General features: G+C 47.5%; 21 protein-coding genes. 8 read left to right on the top strand and 13 right to left on the bottom strand.

Going from position 1 to position 14,680, the window contains the following annotated elements; translation table 11 throughout:
• Positions 1 to 91: 91 nt before the first annotated feature.
• The 8 genes from ACFQO0_RS14160 to ACFQO0_RS14125 all read right to left on the bottom strand — a co-directional run bounded on the left by ACFQO0_RS14160 (position 92) and on the right by ACFQO0_RS14125 (position 5,494).
• Complete coding sequence (locus ACFQO0_RS14160) at positions 92 to 1,453, bottom strand: sensor histidine kinase (RefSeq protein WP_382235718.1); 1,362 nt, start codon at positions 1,451 to 1,453, stop codon at positions 92 to 94.
• Complete coding sequence (locus ACFQO0_RS14155) at positions 1,429 to 2,094, bottom strand: response regulator (RefSeq protein ID WP_382235716.1); 666 nt, start codon at positions 2,092 to 2,094, stop codon at positions 1,429 to 1,431. Before ACFQO0_RS14155 ends, ACFQO0_RS14160 begins: the two co-directional genes overlap by 25 nt.
• A gap of 51 nt (positions 2,095 to 2,145) precedes the next feature.
• Positions 2,146 to 2,700: a cytochrome b gene (locus ACFQO0_RS14150; RefSeq protein WP_382235714.1), complete on the bottom strand. Its 555-nt coding sequence runs from the start codon at positions 2,698 to 2,700 to the stop codon at positions 2,146 to 2,148.
• 47 nt (positions 2,701 to 2,747) lie between these two features.
• Positions 2,748 to 3,506 carry a COG4705 family protein gene (locus ACFQO0_RS14145; protein WP_382235712.1) on the bottom strand — a complete coding sequence of 253 codons (759 nt, stop codon included), beginning with the start codon at positions 3,504 to 3,506 and terminating at the stop codon, positions 2,748 to 2,750.
• Between the two features lie 17 nt (positions 3,507 to 3,523).
• Complete coding sequence (locus ACFQO0_RS14140; RefSeq protein ID WP_382235711.1) at positions 3,524 to 3,976, bottom strand: hypothetical protein; 453 nt, start codon at positions 3,974 to 3,976, stop codon at positions 3,524 to 3,526.
• Between the two features lie 28 nt (positions 3,977 to 4,004).
• A complete protein-coding gene (locus tag ACFQO0_RS14135) occupies positions 4,005 to 4,787 on the bottom strand; it encodes a COG4705 family protein (protein ID WP_382235709.1) in 783 nt (260 codons plus the stop codon).
• A 181-nt stretch (positions 4,788 to 4,968) separates the two neighbouring features.
• Positions 4,969 to 5,103: a phosphatase PAP2 family protein gene (locus ACFQO0_RS14130; protein WP_382235707.1), complete on the bottom strand. Its 135-nt coding sequence runs from the start codon at positions 5,101 to 5,103 to the stop codon at positions 4,969 to 4,971.
• Between the two features lie 55 nt (positions 5,104 to 5,158).
• Positions 5,159 to 5,494, bottom strand: coding sequence for a PepSY domain-containing protein (locus ACFQO0_RS14125; protein WP_382235705.1), 336 nt, complete (start codon positions 5,492 to 5,494; stop codon positions 5,159 to 5,161).
• Positions 5,495 to 5,755: 261 nt separating this feature from the next.
• Between ACFQO0_RS14125 and ACFQO0_RS14120 the strand changes: the two genes are divergently transcribed.
• On the top strand, positions 5,756 to 5,899 hold the full coding sequence (locus ACFQO0_RS14120; protein WP_382235946.1) for a TA system antitoxin ParD family protein: 144 nt from the start codon (positions 5,756 to 5,758) through the stop codon (positions 5,897 to 5,899).
• A gap of 67 nt (positions 5,900 to 5,966) precedes the next feature.
• Here the strand turns inward: ACFQO0_RS14120 and ACFQO0_RS14115 are convergent, their stop codons facing one another.
• Both ACFQO0_RS14115 and ACFQO0_RS14110 read right to left on the bottom strand, forming a co-directional pair.
• A complete protein-coding gene (locus tag ACFQO0_RS14115; protein WP_382235703.1) occupies positions 5,967 to 6,218 on the bottom strand; it encodes a hypothetical protein in 252 nt (83 codons plus the stop codon).
• A 239-nt stretch (positions 6,219 to 6,457) separates the two neighbouring features.
• Positions 6,458 to 7,459: a hypothetical protein gene (locus ACFQO0_RS14110; protein ID WP_382235701.1), complete on the bottom strand. Its 1,002-nt coding sequence runs from the start codon at positions 7,457 to 7,459 to the stop codon at positions 6,458 to 6,460.
• Positions 7,460 to 7,849: 390 nt separating this feature from the next.
• Between ACFQO0_RS14110 and ACFQO0_RS14105 the strand changes: the two genes are divergently transcribed.
• The 7 genes from ACFQO0_RS14105 to ACFQO0_RS14075 all read left to right on the top strand — a co-directional run bounded on the left by ACFQO0_RS14105 (position 7,850) and on the right by ACFQO0_RS14075 (position 12,961).
• A complete protein-coding gene (locus ACFQO0_RS14105) occupies positions 7,850 to 8,326 on the top strand; it encodes a TIR domain-containing protein (protein WP_382235699.1) in 477 nt (158 codons plus the stop codon).
• Between the two features lie 77 nt (positions 8,327 to 8,403).
• On the top strand, positions 8,404 to 9,000 hold the full coding sequence (locus tag ACFQO0_RS14100; RefSeq protein ID WP_011871031.1) for a TIR domain-containing protein: 597 nt from the start codon (positions 8,404 to 8,406) through the stop codon (positions 8,998 to 9,000).
• A gap of 126 nt (positions 9,001 to 9,126) precedes the next feature.
• Complete coding sequence (locus tag ACFQO0_RS14095; RefSeq protein WP_382235697.1) at positions 9,127 to 10,290, top strand: toll/interleukin-1 receptor domain-containing protein; 1,164 nt, start codon at positions 9,127 to 9,129, stop codon at positions 10,288 to 10,290.
• Positions 10,287 to 10,856, top strand: a complete 570-nt coding sequence (locus tag ACFQO0_RS14090) for an SLOG domain-containing protein (RefSeq protein ID WP_382235695.1) — start codon at positions 10,287 to 10,289, stop codon at positions 10,854 to 10,856. The genes ACFQO0_RS14095 and ACFQO0_RS14090 overlap by 4 nt, the downstream gene beginning before the upstream one ends.
• A gap of 33 nt (positions 10,857 to 10,889) precedes the next feature.
• Positions 10,890 to 12,002, top strand: coding sequence for a hypothetical protein (locus ACFQO0_RS14085; RefSeq protein ID WP_382235693.1), 1,113 nt, complete (start codon positions 10,890 to 10,892; stop codon positions 12,000 to 12,002).
• A gap of 16 nt (positions 12,003 to 12,018) precedes the next feature.
• A complete protein-coding gene (locus ACFQO0_RS14080) occupies positions 12,019 to 12,252 on the top strand; it encodes a TA system antitoxin ParD family protein (protein WP_382235691.1) in 234 nt (77 codons plus the stop codon).
• 550 nt (positions 12,253 to 12,802) lie between these two features.
• Entirely contained in the window at positions 12,803 to 12,961 is a 159-nt protein-coding gene (locus ACFQO0_RS14075; protein ID WP_382235689.1) for a hypothetical protein, read from the top strand.
• A 20-nt stretch (positions 12,962 to 12,981) separates the two neighbouring features.
• On the opposite strand, the gene ACFQO0_RS14070 is transcribed toward ACFQO0_RS14075, so the two are convergent.
• From ACFQO0_RS14070 to ACFQO0_RS14060, 3 genes are all read right to left on the bottom strand, one after another.
• The gene (locus ACFQO0_RS14070; RefSeq protein WP_382235687.1) at positions 12,982 to 13,425 is read right to left on the bottom strand and encodes a hypothetical protein; all 444 of its coding nucleotides are present in this window, start codon (positions 13,423 to 13,425) and stop codon (positions 12,982 to 12,984) included.
• Between the two features lie 140 nt (positions 13,426 to 13,565).
• Positions 13,566 to 14,072, bottom strand: coding sequence for an HlyD family secretion protein (locus ACFQO0_RS14065; protein WP_382235685.1), 507 nt, complete (start codon positions 14,070 to 14,072; stop codon positions 13,566 to 13,568).
• 260 nt (positions 14,073 to 14,332) lie between these two features.
• A complete protein-coding gene (locus ACFQO0_RS14060; RefSeq protein ID WP_382235683.1) occupies positions 14,333 to 14,665 on the bottom strand; it encodes a hypothetical protein in 333 nt (110 codons plus the stop codon).
• Positions 14,666 to 14,680: the final 15 nt, after the last annotated feature.

Raw genomic sequence — 14,680 nt, 5'->3', positions numbered from 1 at the left:
TGGGCCTTGCCGTGGCAATGCATGGCACTGGTGGAGTGCTCGAGTTAGTCCATGCTCCACAACAGGATGTGTTGATGTCGCCATATATTTCTTAAAGTGCTTTAGCCATCGGCATGAGCACACAGACACACAGGCCGGAATGCCTCACTTCGTCTGAGAACCTCAGTTGAATCTCAGCGCCAATCCGGTTTATGACTGCCTTGACGATGGAAAGACCCAGACCTGATCCGACTTGATCGCTCCCAAGCGTCCTATAGAAAGGGTCAAACACCCGCTCTCGCTCAGTGACTTGAATCCCGGGCCCTGAATCTTCGATTCTCAGCATTGCACGTCCATCTTCTGTGGTGACAGAAAGATCAACCCTGCCACCATCCGGCGTGTAGCGAATGGCGTTATCGACTAAATTCTTGACGATCGCAATTACATCCAGTTCGTTCACCCAGAGTTGGACGTCCTGCTTTCCTTCAACTCCAATGTCGATGTGCTTGTCCTCGGCCAGAGGCATAAGGTCTTCCAGCACGCGTCGATAGACGTGTTGCACCGATACAGACGACTTGGGGCGGTCAAGTGCAGCCTGAGCCTTGGCCAAGCTGAGAAGTTGATCCAGCAGGTTCCGGCCACGCTCTATGCCCCGGCGCAGTGTCATGAGACGTTCACGCGCGAGGTCCGACATATCCGCCTGATCTAGTCGCTCCGCTTGCAATGATAAGGCTGTCAACGGTGATCGAAGCTCATGCGCCGCATCTGCGACAAACCGGCGTTGCGTTTCCATTGACTGGTCAATGCGAGCAAGCAGTCGGTTGATCGCTACGACGAACGGACGCACTTCGGCGGGAAGATGGCTTTCCTCAATGGGATGCAATTCTTGTTCGGCGCGTTGGTCGATTTCTGTCGACAAAGAAACGATGGGGCGGAATATCTTGCGCACAAGGTCACCCACGATCAAAAGCAGGATCGGAACCAAAATCAGAAAAGGCATTAAAGTGCGCATGGCACTGTCGCGTGCGATTTCATCTCGAACACCGGTTTCTTGCGCCACAGCGATCCGCTCGCTACTGGATGTACTTTTGACCAGGATACGAAACGGCTCACCGTTGACTTCAAGCGTATGTAGACCATCGGGTAGCGTGATCGGTAGCTGCAGCGGTGTTCTCGTACCCCCGTTGCCGTCAATCTTGCTGTCGTTTGCAAGATATTGGACGATGACGCGAGACTCTTCATCGCTGTCTTTGGCACGGCCATCGTCACCAAGATGTGCGAGCGGGGGGTGTTGCCGATCAAACAGCGCTGCAACTTGGCGCAGCATGTCGTCTTGCAGCTCGTGAGCTTCGTCGAATGCAGATGCGAAGGAAAAGATTCCCGCCATCAATGCGATGATCAAAATGGTCAGCGACAGAGAAAATGACAGCTTGAGCTGAACCGATTCGTTCAAGCGTTTTTTGAAACCATCCATCCAGCCCCCCTGACATTCTTGATGACTTCGCTGCCTAACTTGCGCCGCAGTGCATGGATCAAGAATTCGACGGCGTTGCTCTCGACCTCTTCGCCCCATCCGTAGATACGGTCTTCAAGATCACCGCGGGAAAGAATGGCACCAGGGCGTACAAGCAAGGCTTGCAACAAGGCAAACTCACGATTGGAAAGTTGCACCAAGGCTTTCTCGTTGACCGCCGCCTCCCGCGTTACCGGATCGAGCGACACGACGCCGTTGCTGAGTACAGGCGTTGCTTTCCCTCCCTTACGTCGCATCACTGCGCGCATGCGGGCCAGCAGTTCGGCCATCGCAAAAGGCTTGAGCAAATAATCATCGGCTCCGCCATCCAAGCCGCGCAGTCGATCATCAAGGCCGTCGCGGGCGGTGATGATGAGTAATGGAACCGGATTATCTTTGGCGCGAATGCTGGTCAGCACCTCCAGCCCATCCTTACCTGGAAGGCCAAGATCGAGAAGCACTAGGTCATAGTGCTGGCAACCGGATGTCGTAAGGGCAGTTTGGCCGTTCTTTACCCAATCGACAGCGTACGAAGCGTCTTTCAGCGCCCCTTGGATGGCTTCGCCAATCATGGTGTCGTCTTCGATCAGCAATACTCGCATTCCTCCTCCTATTGTTATTGCCTCATACCCCGCCCTAGATACATTCCATCTTCAAGGCCACATAGATTTGAGGACTCCATCCTTCAGTTTTAAGTGGTGATACACAGCGGCCAACGCATGAATTCCGGCTAACCACATGATGACATCACCAAGAAATTTGTGTACTTCACCCCAATCCGCAAGACCGGACAAATGAGAGTTTGCTAAGAGAGGCAATTCGTTAATCCGAAACCCACCCAGCAACGTCAACGGGTGTCCCTCCATTCCCAGAGCCAGCAAAGCAGTAATAGGCAACGCAAAAAGCAAAAACCACAATACGAGGTGCACCAGTTGCGACAGAAGTCGCATCCATGATGTCATCTGGGGCCGAGGGGCAACTGGTCGCACCGCAACCCAGACCAAGCGTAGTAGTGTGAGCGTAAAAACGGTGATGCCCAAGGATTCATGCCAAACGATGTCGATTCGTGCACCTGGGTCGATGCCGTCGTGCAGCAGTCGGCCAAAGTCACCTGGACCCAAAACGAATGCTATTGCGACAGCGATTGCTGTAATCCAATGGAATGCTTTGCTTAGCTTGTCGTACTGGTTCAGACTGTTTTGTTGCATGTTGTCACTCGATTGAAAATTTCTACCAGCTAAATTTGTCCGTATATTTAATGTGGTGATCTAGCTGCACGCTGTTTGAACAGCAACATGCAAATCACAATAAATGCCAACAATGCCGCCGATGCTGAATATCTACTTAGAGCCAGCCCGCCTGCATTAAGCGGCTTGTCCAGAAAATCCCCAACCACTGCACCAAGAGGACGGGTCAGAACGAACGCTGCCCAAAAAAGCAGAGTTCGCGATATTTTTGTCCAAAAGTAAGCGGCAGCGACCAAGGCTAACAACGCACCAAAGACAAGAGCTGCGCCGGTATAACCGAGTCCTGCTGTATCTGCCGTCCAATCGCCCAGCGCAGTGCCGAGCGTTTGGGAAAACATGATGGTTACCCAATAGAACATCTCGGCCTTCGGAGAACTGACCGTGTTAACCGAAACTGAGCCTAGCGTTCGATACCATATAAATAAAGATCCGATCAACAAAGCTGAAAGTAGGGTCGAGCCACCAGCATACCCAATGCCAAGAGAGCGATCAGCGAAATCAGCCAGTGTCGTGCCAACCGTAGTTGTAGCGATGATCGTTGTCCAGTAAAGGAAGGGATGAAATAACTTGGCTCTGATTTGCGCAAAGACTGCCGCCAAAAACACCACCGAGAAAATACCTGTACCAATCAGATAGCCGAGATGCATTGACATCGAAACGGCATCGCCGCCTGTTTCACCGAGCGTAGTGGCCGCGATTTTGATTACCCAAAACAGCAATGTGACTTCTGGAACTTTGCTCAAAGCGCTTTTTGTTGAAAGATCCATGTTGATTTCCTTGTATGTCAAAACTTACCTTGAAGGGCGTCGAAAGTGATCAGCAGATCAGACATCGCCTTCTTGCAGTCAGTTTGGTTGGGTGCGTCTGCACGTAGCGCCCTGAGGGCACGGTCGATCGACTTGTCTAGCATATGCCAATCATCCGCTGCACGAGGCTTCAAGCCTGCCTCCGCCGCGTCCCATGCGATCTCCAACTCCTTGATCCGTGTTTTAGCTGCTGGCAGATCGCCCTTATCCACGATGGCGAGGACGTCTGAGGCGATGCTCCGAAATGCAGACAAGTCCCCCAATTTGGACGCTGCCTTTGCCTGCGGCGCGGAGGTGGTCTGACTTGTCGCTATTGCGGCAGAGCCTGCGGTACCGGTGTCGGTGGACTTTGAGCATCCAGCCGCAAGGGCCAAGAGAGCGATAGCCGATATTGCTGCGATAGGGCGGGATGGCAAATTGAAATGACGCATGATTTTTCCTCGAGTTATTTGGTAGAGATTATTCGGCGGCTTGTGCATTCATGCGGCTGCCGACGCTGAACTGAGCAACGGCGACCAACATCACAATCACTGTGAGGAACACAACGCTGGTCCACATGGCACCCATGCCAAGGCCGCCATATGTTTTGGTCTGGGTCAGCAGGTCACCAAGCGCTGCACCGAAGGGGCGAGTCAGGATGTAGCCAATCCAAAAAGTTAGTACGGCGTTACCGCCGAAGCGGAATGCTGCATAGGTTAAAGCGATCAGTGCGCCGAACGACAGCGCCCCCCATGTGAAGCCAATGCCGATCGCTTCGGTCGCCAAGTCACCTGCCGCTGTACCCAATGCAAACGTGCAGAGTATAGCCGCCCAATAAAACAACTCTCTACGGCGCGTGAAAATCTCATGTATAGACAAGCTGCGTTCAACCCAAAACCAAATCACAAAAATCCCCGCAAGCGCTACGGCAAATGCCAATGTGCTGACATACAGGCTAAAGCCTAGACCATCGGTGAGAAGGTCAGTAATCTGGGTGCCGACCACGCTGACCAGTACGACCGTCAGCCAGTAAATCCAGGGCGTGTAGCGCCGCGTGCGCAGTTGCATGAAAAGGGCAATAGTTAAAAATGCGCCCATCATTGTACGAGTCAGGCCTTGGCCGATCCCTGCATTGACAGCTAGAAAGTCGGCCCCCGTTTCTCCGACCGTCGTGGACATAATCTTGATGACCCAGAACGAGAGAGTAACTTCTGGAACTTTATTGAGCCAGTGTGATGCGGAAGGCGTGGTCAGCATATTCATGGGGTTGTTCCTACAAAGGTGGGTTGTTCATGGGAGAATTATGACCGGCCAAACTTAGGCCTGCCATAGGCCAATCACTCGCGTCCCCACCCAATTTGTTTTGGCTTTCCGAAGAGCGTTCGATGAACGCTCAGGGTAAGACAGTAAGTGGAGGGTAGATATATGCATACTTGATGAAAGGTCAACCAAACCCGATGATGCCCGGAAGCGCCCAAATGGCGTATTCAGCGAAAAAGGTGGCAATGACCAGCTGCAACGTGCTTGGGTGCTCTGGGGCATTAAGCCAGAAAAGTAGCGTGTGATTGAGGTCTTCCATTTGATATCCGGGGCCGAATCACCCAACTGGGGCGACCCGGCCTTGTGGCGTGTAGTTAGTCTTGTTCGTCGTGGTCGTCATCGCGATCCGCTTTGTCTTCGGCAGACGAAATGACCGTGCCTTTGAAGGCATCTACCTTGACATCGAAGACCTTGGCCCCACTGACGACCTCCACGTCGTAGACCCACCCATGTTTCGAGTTCTCGTACTCGGCACGTGCAGCCTTGCCGTTGGCGTGTTGCTCGGCAGTGGTAACAGCCTGAACCAGCGGGATTTTGACCTTGGTGATGGACTGCGCATCGTTTTCCATGCCACCTTGTGTGGCATAAGCGAAGGTACTGGCTGCGGCGATGGCCGCAGCCAGTAGAGAAAATTTGCTGTAGCGATTCATAATGTTTCTCCTAAAAGAACGCAGGTATTTGCGCAATGGAGAGACTACGGAGGGTGACTTAGCTGGCACTGAGCCGCTCCAAAATATATTGGTGTCTTTATGTTACTTTTTCTGAGACAACTCCCACTAGGTAGAGAGCTCGGGAGTACGAAATATAAGCGATTAGCTGACTGGGCTAATCTAATTCACTTTAGTGAATTACAAGAAAACCCTTGCTAAGGAATTTGTATGGCGATCGCATTGAAATTATCGGATTAGCTAATTGAACTGGCGAAGCCATATGCCGTCGCTGAGCGTCGCTCAGTTCCGAAGCAGATCGAATATTGGGCACGTCTAGGAAAGGCTGCTAGGGATAATCCTGAGCTCTCAACTCGGTTCATAAAAAAATATCTTACTTGCTGTTGACGAATCAGATGCCAAAAAACATACCGAGTATTTACCGGTTTTCCACAATCTTCGACGCTAATGTATGTTAGAAATTACTTCTTGCATCGAGCTTGAGACAGTGCACTACCAGCCGCTGACTTTGAGGCAGCATTGGTACGCCATCGCGAAGTACTTGGGAAGCTGCAGTTGCGGCACCTGCAGATGTTTGTTCTTTGGGAGTAGCTTTTTGAGTCAACGCGCTTCCTGCAGAAGTTTTTGAAGCTGCTCCAGTCGATTCGCTGGACAGAACCTTGGATGCTGACGATGCAGCCTTCGAGCCGGTCGTTTTAGTGGCCATTCTTTATCTCCTCTAAGTTGTATATCTAAGAGATACAGTGGCTTACCGAGTACAAACACTTTCCGTGAATCAAGATGAAGCCTACCACGATCATTGAGACAAGGATGAGCTACAGTGGATTCATATGGCTTGGAGAAGCTTTAATTCAACTCAACCGACTGGGGTAGGAACGATTTTCTTCACAAAGCGGGCACAACAACCTTATACAAGCTGACGCAAAGGGCTAGCTATAGGTGGACTTATTGGACTGAGATGTTGTCGGCCTGCAGTTGCTGTCTAATGATCGCTTCGCGGCGAGACAGCCATTCAGCAGGTGCCATTTTCTCTGCTTTAGCGCGACCCATTGCGAGCTTGGCCGCATTCACTCGCTCGGTCATATCGCCTGTCAGGAAGCAAAATAGGAAAAAATCGTTTTCCAAAAAACTGCGTTCGAGATCAATCAATCGTTGCCCAGCCTGAACGACTGCCCCAAACCGTTGAAGGCGTCCGGCAACATTATTGACATCTTTCGACTTGCGACGCAGATCCGGTTCCGTCATCAAATTTTCAGCTTGCTGATATGCCCGAACGATATCGTTGATTGCCTCATAAATCGCGGCAAAGGCACCTGCGGTTGTGAGTTCGAGTCCAGCCAAACTGCCAAGCACATGTTGAAAGGAGCTATTTTCGTAACTCTTTTCACCCTTGGGATCGATGTATTCTCGGCGTTTGGTAACCTTAATGACGACCTCATAGCGTCGCGTCCTCACCATGTCTTTAAGCCGGCGTTGTAACAGCGGACCGAATTGGGCTGCGACTTGTAGAATTCGCGACTCAAGGGTTTTTACATCCAACCGCATTTTGCTTAGTGCCTCAATGTGTGTTCCCTTGCTTGAGATCGCCTCAACTAAAGATGCCACGCGAGCTTTGCGCTGCTTTTCGTTGCGATAATGGTTTAGATCGTTCAACAATCGGCGATCTGCCCCAAATTTTTTGACTCCACAGTCGCTCCCGACCAAGGTCAATTTCCCATCAATGCGACGTGCAATCCAACCATGATTGTGTGGCTCCTCGCAGAGGTTGCCATTATCCTTTTGTACACAGCAACGTGCTTTTTCTGCCAAATGGTAGTCACCAAATATCCGATTATAATTTTCTGCGGTTAGCGGGGCGTTTTCCTCGAAGTCTGCAAGTGTGCGGATCTCTTCGATGCTGGTAAAGGTGCGAATTTCTGGCAAAGACAAGCTAGTTTGGTCTGTCATAACGGTCACTAGGAGAGAGTTTCGACAACCACATTATACTGTATATAAAAACAGCGTATAGTAATGTTATCTGCCAATCCGTACGGAAAAATACCGCTTGTGATGGACTTCATAACTGTCTGCAAATGCTCATATAGGGACACGATTTAGGCCTGCCGGATTCTAAACCGACCAAACATCGCACGACAAAAGATAATAAACGCTATATCCCATAAATATGGGATTACATAAATTGGCCAATACGTAGATAAAGCAGGGCTGCGTATGCGACTTATAATCGGATCGCAGGTTAGCTGCCTATGTTGCGACGATGTGTAGAGATAAAATTGTCAGTGGTCTGCATCTCTTTATTCGGGCGATTCGTAAAATTAAAAACTAACAGGGAAAAATATGGCCAAGAAATGCTTCCTCAGCTTTCATTACAAAGACGACAACTGGCGTGTATCGCAAGTCCGACAAATCGGCGCGATTGAGAAGCAACCTTTGCTTGACTCTAATAAGTGGGAAGAGATAAAAAAGAAGGGTGATAAAGCAATCGAAGATTGGATTGCGGACAATATGAAAGGGAAAGAATGTCTTGTTGTGCTAGTAGGAGAAAAAACCGCTAGTCGACGTTGGGTCAAACACGAAATAAAAAAAGCATGGGCAGACGGTCTCGGCGTACTCGCCATTCACATTCATAATCTGAAGGATTCAGACGGCAATCAATCAACAAAAGGTGCCAACCCATTTACTGGGCTTGTTGTTGATGGAAAAGCTGTAAGCGGCAAAGTTTATGACCCGCCATTTTCAACTAGCACATACGTTTACGATCACATCAAACAAAACATAGAAAGTTGGGTAAATGACGCTGTGAAAGCTCGCTAATTTACATCATTTCAAGAATCCGATCGTCATCATGATGACGATCGTGAATGTCATAAATCATTTATGAAAGTGTATTAATGCGTAGAACGTTCTTCTCTTTCCACTACGCGCCTGACGTTTGGCGGGCCTGGAACGTACGAAATAGCTGGGTTGTTCAGAACGAAAAAAATAGTGAAGGTTTTTTCGACGGCAGCGTATTTGAAGCATCGCAAAAAGAAAGCGATGATGTACTTAAGGCATTCCTACGAAAAGGTCTAGAGAACACCTCGGTTACATGCGTTCTTGCAGGAGCTAGTACATGGTCCAGACGCTGGGTGCGGTACGAAATTGCTCGTAGCGTAGTAAAAGGTAACGGTTTACTAACTGTCAATATAGACGGCGTAAAAAATGACAAAGGAATGAGCTCGATTAAAGGAGCGAATCCACTTGCCCAAATGGCGCTCTACAGAACTACCAGCGGCATATTCCTAGCGGAGTGGAAGGAAGGAAAGTGGGTTAAATATGCTGACTATACGCTTGCGATCCCCGAAAAAGATTTGTGGTTTGACGCGCCTAGAACAACCAACATCGTTCAGCTATCTACTCATTGCATGAGCTATGACTTCGTAGAACAGAACGGTAGAACGAATATCGGCTCCTGGATAGAAACTGCTGCCGGCTTGGCTGGGCGTTGACCTAAGTATCAACGAATCATCTCAGCGTAGGCAATATTAGTTGAGCGACAAAACCGGACTAATTTACGACCGATATTAAAATATTTCGTCGATAGGTTAAGCGATTTACGTTTGAGGTAATAAACAATGCAGCAGTCGTACCAGATTATTGTTATGGGACAATTGGACTCCCGCATCGACGCGCTGAAATCTGCGGTGATCGCACGATCGGTGAATCTTGGAATCTCTCCAACTGAGCTTACATTTCTTACTGACTCTACGTTCGATCAATACGATAAAAAAAAGCCCGCAATGGGAATTTATTTTGGTCATTCAGATAGAAATGTATCGCCATTCTTAAAACAAATACTTCAAGACTCAATATTAGTCGCTCCAGTTGTCACTTCATTAGATGCCGTAAATGACGAAATTCCGGACGAATTAAAACATATCAACGCGATAGAAGTCGCTTCGAATGAAACGAACGTAACCCGTCTGACATCGCTAGTTTTTGAGACATTTCGCTTGCTCCGCAAAGAGCGCGGGATTTTCATTAGCTACAGAAGAATAGGATCTCAGCCGCTCGCCGATCTACTTTATGAAGAACTGGATAAGCGAGGATTTGACGTATTTATCGATGTAAGATCAGTTCCGCCAGCCGTCGATTTTCAAGCTGAACTGTGGCATCGAATGTCAGATGTTGACGTGATCGTCCTTATTGATACACCTGGTTTTCGAGAAGGACGCTGGACCAGTGCCGAATTAGCTCAGGCAAATTTATTGGGAATTCAAACTCTGCATCTGCTATGGCCAGGTCAAACCGAAGATAGCAACTATTCGTTTAGCCGTTTTCTGAAACTTGAATTATCAGATTTTGCCGACCAGACGCCCGGGCAGGGTGCAAGCATAACTATTGAAGCAATAGGCAATATCTGCGATAGAGCAGAGGAATTAAGAGCTGAAGCAATGGCTTTACGTCATGCTCATTTAATTGATTATTTTTGCGACTTGGCGCGAGACCTTGCACTCAATCCTACCGTTCAACCTCAACGTTGGATATCCGTGGCCATTTCTAAAAAGTCTCTCGCGGTAGTCCCTGCTGTGGGTCGTCCGACTTCTGATCGTATCAATGCAATCTTTGACTCTATTTCAGAACATAAAGGCGTGGACGATGAAATTTGGATTATCTATGACAGTAGGGGACTACACCCAAATTGGCTCAAACATCTGAGCTGGCTTGACTCGCATTTACCCGTCCGTACAATAAGCATGAAGGACGCGCTGTCGTCTTTGCAGGGACATCTTATATGATCGATGTTTTTCTTTCGGCGAGCGTTCCTCTCCCAGAACGGGATCGCAAATATTTTGATACTGCCAACGTGTTTTTAATCCGGGAAGCTATAAAAGCATTGATAGAAGTAGTGCTACCGGTAGGCCGAATTACATTCGGTGGTCATCCTGCAATAACACCACTAGTTTCACTGTACGCTCGACACGCAGAAATAGATCGAGAACGAATTACTATTTTTCAAAGTAAATTTTTTACCGAAATGATGCCAGTCGAGAACGATGAATTTATCGACCAACGCTATGTTTCAGCAATCGACGGAGATAGAAATTTAAGCATTTATTCTATGCGCATGAGCATGATACAAAGCCGGAAGTTCCATGCGGCCGTTGTCATCGGGGGCATGGATGGGATTCACGAAGAGGTCGAATTATTTCGTAATCTGCATCCTACGGCGAAAATACTTCCAGTGCCTTCGACGGGTGCCGCTGCAGAAATAGTTTTTCGCAAAGGTGATTATGCAAAAGAACTTGCGAATGACATTTCATTTGGAAGTATGTTTAGGCGTAATTTACTGAAAACGGCCTAACCAGGAAGGTTTAAAAAAAGAGGAAAAATAGGAATGATCTTAAAACTTTGTCCGCCAAGCTGGTCTTTTCTCTTTCTCGCTTTAGCGTTCTCTGCACCAGCGTATGCCTTTAAGCTATCGACTGAAGGTACGGCCATGGAACGCAAGTTAAGCCGAATGAATTCTGGATTTTTCGACAAACTACTTAGTGGTGCGGCGCTAAAAGGTCTACCTCTATTTACTGAAGCAGTACACGAAGAAATAACCCAACGTATCTATGGGTGCGAAGGTGATACAAACCATTGTCAGGACGCCGATCTCGGTATGGCAAGTCCATATGTTATCGCCGGGGTCAGATGGAATGACGATCCACCATTCCGCTTGTTACCTGATCAAGCCAAGAATTTGTCATGCAAAACTGATGAAACAGTACGTTTCATCACCCAACCGAAATGCTGGGCGGGTCTTTTTTGGGATGCCGAAAAGAAGGCCAAGGGCGGAGTGACAATGGATGCCTCAAATGGTTATTCGATGCTGCATCGCTCACATTTTGGTGACCTTCAATTCCTGCATGCAATGGCATCTAAAGACGGCGAAGCACCTGAGGTGACGCGCAAGAAAATTTTCATGTGGGCTGAGTTTAGCTGGCGTATCGCACTACGCGAATACGGGCTGGATACACGTTTGCGTGATGTGAAGATTGAAGGCTTTTCGGAACATTTTGGTAAAACCGAATGGAATGTTCAAGATTTATTCACACTAGGGAATGTGGCACTGCGTCGCAACATAGACGAAGTCGCTTTTGGCAGCTTACTCCATGTGGTTGAAGACAGTTTCGCCTCAGGACATGTTGAGAGAGCTGAACCTGTCTATGGGAAGCAGTGCAATGGATCTGGTTCATTATTTAAGCCTGGTACTATTGCTCAGTTTCATGCCTATGGCAATCAGGATACTGATCTTCATGCGCAAGCAGATTCTGGCGAGGCTCTAAATTATGCTCGCGCCGCCAGTCAGGGAGGAGTGATTGAAGTCGGCCGGAATCTGGTCGCAATGCTGGATAAAAATTTGCCATGGGACTTGGTCAAACCGTACTTAGAATGTGTCTTTGAATTGAAGGATAGCGCTACGCCTGCATCAGCTGGAAGCGCCTTTCACAAAATCAACTGACTGTTAAGGAATCTCTATGGCTATAGCATTGAAATTATCGGACGAGCTAATTGAACTTGCCAAGCCATATGCCGTTGCTGAACGTCGCTCAGTTCCAAAGCAGATCGAATATTGGGCACGTCTAGGAAAGGCTGCCGAGGATAATCCTGAGCTCCCAACTCGGTTTATAAAAAATACATTACTTGCTGTTGCCGAATCAGATACCAAACAATATACCTTGTATTTACCGGTTGGATCGGCCGACAGCTAAGACTTCCCCTGGAATCTTCGAAGCACTGTGCTTGCGACGGCGATCCTTGATATCAATCTAAATCTTGCTAAGATGGGATTGTAGCTCTCCATAAGCGTGGAACTAAAGACCAAACGGAAGTGCAAAATCAAAAAGTAAGACGATTACTTCCGGATAGGTAAGAAGATTAGTTCGGAGCGCTTTAGCGGCAAGCTATTTTACATAATATAAATTATACGAAGTTAATCATTGCAGATTGATTCCAACGGCCACCCTTTATGGTGGCTTTTTTTATGGGCAAAGGAGCGCGCTAACGTAAATCTAGGCTGACAAATAACGTAAACGTATGTCGTATATACGTTTTACACAAACCTCCTATGTTTACGTTATTCAGGTGCTCTGACTGGAAGCTATCCGTAACCACATCGCTTAGATCATCAGTACCCCGTATAGCTAGATAGCGGATGTGGGAAATTTTATCTTCAAAGACCGTAACAGAAAGACCGTTGCTGTTCGTTCCTGATCCAATGACTTCCCCTGTCATTGGATCGGTTATTTCATAGGTGTCACCATGATTGAATTGGTCAACGACGGTGTATTTTTTCTTGAACTCATCAGCCTGATGAAGACGAAAAACCAATTAGTTCCAGTGCATCTGGGTTGGGATCACCTTGCATCAAATTTGCATATGCCGCCAATGCAAGTTCTGCTTGCTGCGCTTGATCAATAATCGTCGTCATTTCATAGCCTCTAGTTTTTTTGTACAAAAATTGTTCTCAAAAAATTTACTGAATTAGCATTAGATGGACAACTTTTTCCAGAATCGGGCCCCAATCTCGGAATAATGTCACCACCAATTCGGAGATAAACTACATACGTTCCAAGAACCTTATTGTCTATCTCTCGAATGACTGTGTAAGTTGTTTTATCTAAAGTCGGTTTTTTTAGTTTGAGTTGTTCAAATTTCTTAATGAATCTATACCCTCCACCCGTATTTGATGTCTCAAAAAATCTAACGTCACCATACTGAGTAAACTGCTCCCTGGGCAACACCACTTTCTCGTAAATCTTCATTCCGCCATCCTGCTTGCACAACTCCTCCATCTGAGCATCAACACGCGCTTTCTCGCAGCCAGAAAGCATCAAAGCGACAGATAACAAGGCGAATACATACGTTATTTTTTTATGAATCATGAGGAAAATTTCTCCTGGTTTTTACTGTGTCTTTTCGACGGATTATTTGTCATGCATGACAGTTGAAAAATTGCGTTACAGCTTGGTCAAGTCTGTCAAACAATGCATGCAATGCCAGCGTGTCGCTAAGTTTTATCAATTTATCGCTCCCTACCGGCTTCCTGTACTGCCTTCTGTACAGGCGACAATAAGTATTCAAGCACAGTTCGCTTACCCTGATTAATTTCTGCTACCGCTTGCATCCCGGGAGTGATGACAAGTGCACTACCATTCGGCCCACTCAATGCTTGCTGATCCAACTTTACGCGCACCTTGTAAGTAGAGACGTTCGTCAATGGATTGCTTTCACTATTGCTTTGGCTACCAGTACTTGTTGATTGATTTGTAGCTGGTTTCACTTCACTTGCGTCAGCGCTGATTCTTATAACTTTTCCGGTCAACATTCCGTACTTTTGGAATGGATAAGAGGCTAATTTGACGTGTGCGCTCTGTCCAACCTGCACAAAGCCAACATCGTCGTTCTTGATTTCTACATCGGCAAATAGTTGCTCACCTTTTGGTACCAAGGTCAGCAAAAATGGAAAGTCGAGGATGAGAGTGACCGCCGCACTGGCAATAAACTCCCGTATTGTTTCAACTCCTTGCATACGCGCAGCAATAACACCTGTGGGGCGATGCTGGAAATACATTGGCGGAAGTTTGAATAGTCGCCAGAGTTTTGCGCTGAATAGCGTTGCGTTAGTTTCGACCTCCAGCGCAACGAATCGAACAATTTAAAGCATGCAACGCTAAATCGATGAAATTTTGGTTTATACATCCTGAAAATTAGCACAACACTTGACCGTAACTACCTAGTTTCAGAACTTAGTGATTATTCAAATCTATGAATATAGGATATGAAAACCAACTATCTAACGCACTCTCGATGATAGCGAAGCTGACTTGCTTCGAGCTGACTAACCAGTGACGCACGCAATATATTGGAGGCCGGCGAGACAGAATAAATCACGTCAGAATCGTATCTGGCAATTGTATTTTTCGTATTGGTAATACTGTCCTTGATAGCGCCGCATTGTTTAGGAGTGATGTTTATATCCTGAATAACAGCCTCATCCTTCATGCCGATTTTGGCGCACTCATAATCGGTAAAAGTCTTTTTGCCCTTTGCATCGACGCAGACCTTAACTTGCGCAGACGCAGATAGCGCGACGAGAAACAAACAACCAGCTATATATCGCATGCTGCATCCCTGAAT

The organism is Herminiimonas aquatilis, from assembly GCF_042665175.1.
GTDB lineage: Bacteria > Pseudomonadota > Gammaproteobacteria > Burkholderiales > Burkholderiaceae_D > Oxalicibacterium > Oxalicibacterium aquatilis.
Note: the sequence above shows the minus strand (reverse complement) of the source record. Positions and strands in the feature narration are given on the sequence as shown.

What these genes read in the sequence shown, in the direction of transcription:
- ACFQO0_RS14160 (WP_382235718.1), bottom strand. Translation starts at nt 1,453, where the DNA reads ATGGATGGTTTCAAAAAACGCTTGAACGAATCGGTTCAGCTCAAGCTG.
- ACFQO0_RS14155 (WP_382235716.1), bottom strand. Translation starts at nt 2,094, where the DNA reads ATGCGAGTATTGCTGATCGAAGACGACACCATGATTGGCGAAGCCATC.
- ACFQO0_RS14150 (WP_382235714.1), bottom strand. Translation starts at nt 2,700, where the DNA reads ATGCAACAAAACAGTCTGAACCAGTACGACAAGCTAAGCAAAGCATTC.
- ACFQO0_RS14145 (WP_382235712.1), bottom strand. Translation starts at nt 3,506, where the DNA reads ATGGATCTTTCAACAAAAAGCGCTTTGAGCAAAGTTCCAGAAGTCACA.
- ACFQO0_RS14140 (WP_382235711.1), bottom strand. Translation starts at nt 3,976, where the DNA reads ATGCGTCATTTCAATTTGCCATCCCGCCCTATCGCAGCAATATCGGCT.
- ACFQO0_RS14135 (WP_382235709.1), bottom strand. Translation starts at nt 4,787, where the DNA reads ATGAATATGCTGACCACGCCTTCCGCATCACACTGGCTCAATAAAGTT.
- ACFQO0_RS14130 (WP_382235707.1), bottom strand. Translation starts at nt 5,103, where the DNA reads ATGGAAGACCTCAATCACACGCTACTTTTCTGGCTTAATGCCCCAGAG.
- ACFQO0_RS14125 (WP_382235705.1), bottom strand. Translation starts at nt 5,494, where the DNA reads ATGAATCGCTACAGCAAATTTTCTCTACTGGCTGCGGCCATCGCCGCA.
- ACFQO0_RS14115 (WP_382235703.1), bottom strand. Translation starts at nt 6,218, where the DNA reads ATGGCCACTAAAACGACCGGCTCGAAGGCTGCATCGTCAGCATCCAAG.
- ACFQO0_RS14110 (WP_382235701.1), bottom strand. Translation starts at nt 7,459, where the DNA reads ATGACAGACCAAACTAGCTTGTCTTTGCCAGAAATTCGCACCTTTACC.
- ACFQO0_RS14105 (WP_382235699.1), top strand. Translation starts at nt 7,850, where the DNA reads ATGGCCAAGAAATGCTTCCTCAGCTTTCATTACAAAGACGACAACTGG.
- ACFQO0_RS14100 (WP_011871031.1), top strand. Translation starts at nt 8,404, where the DNA reads ATGCGTAGAACGTTCTTCTCTTTCCACTACGCGCCTGACGTTTGGCGG.
- ACFQO0_RS14095 (WP_382235697.1), top strand. Translation starts at nt 9,127, where the DNA reads ATGCAGCAGTCGTACCAGATTATTGTTATGGGACAATTGGACTCCCGC.
- ACFQO0_RS14090 (WP_382235695.1), top strand. Translation starts at nt 10,287, where the DNA reads ATGATCGATGTTTTTCTTTCGGCGAGCGTTCCTCTCCCAGAACGGGAT.
- ACFQO0_RS14085 (WP_382235693.1), top strand. Translation starts at nt 10,890, where the DNA reads ATGATCTTAAAACTTTGTCCGCCAAGCTGGTCTTTTCTCTTTCTCGCT.
- ACFQO0_RS14080 (WP_382235691.1), top strand. Translation starts at nt 12,019, where the DNA reads ATGGCTATAGCATTGAAATTATCGGACGAGCTAATTGAACTTGCCAAG.
- ACFQO0_RS14075 (WP_382235689.1), top strand. Translation starts at nt 12,803, where the DNA reads ATGATTGAATTGGTCAACGACGGTGTATTTTTTCTTGAACTCATCAGC.
- ACFQO0_RS14070 (WP_382235687.1), bottom strand. Translation starts at nt 13,425, where the DNA reads ATGATTCATAAAAAAATAACGTATGTATTCGCCTTGTTATCTGTCGCT.
- ACFQO0_RS14065 (WP_382235685.1), bottom strand. Translation starts at nt 14,072, where the DNA reads ATGCAAGGAGTTGAAACAATACGGGAGTTTATTGCCAGTGCGGCGGTC.
- ACFQO0_RS14060 (WP_382235683.1), bottom strand. Translation starts at nt 14,665, where the DNA reads ATGCGATATATAGCTGGTTGTTTGTTTCTCGTCGCGCTATCTGCGTCT.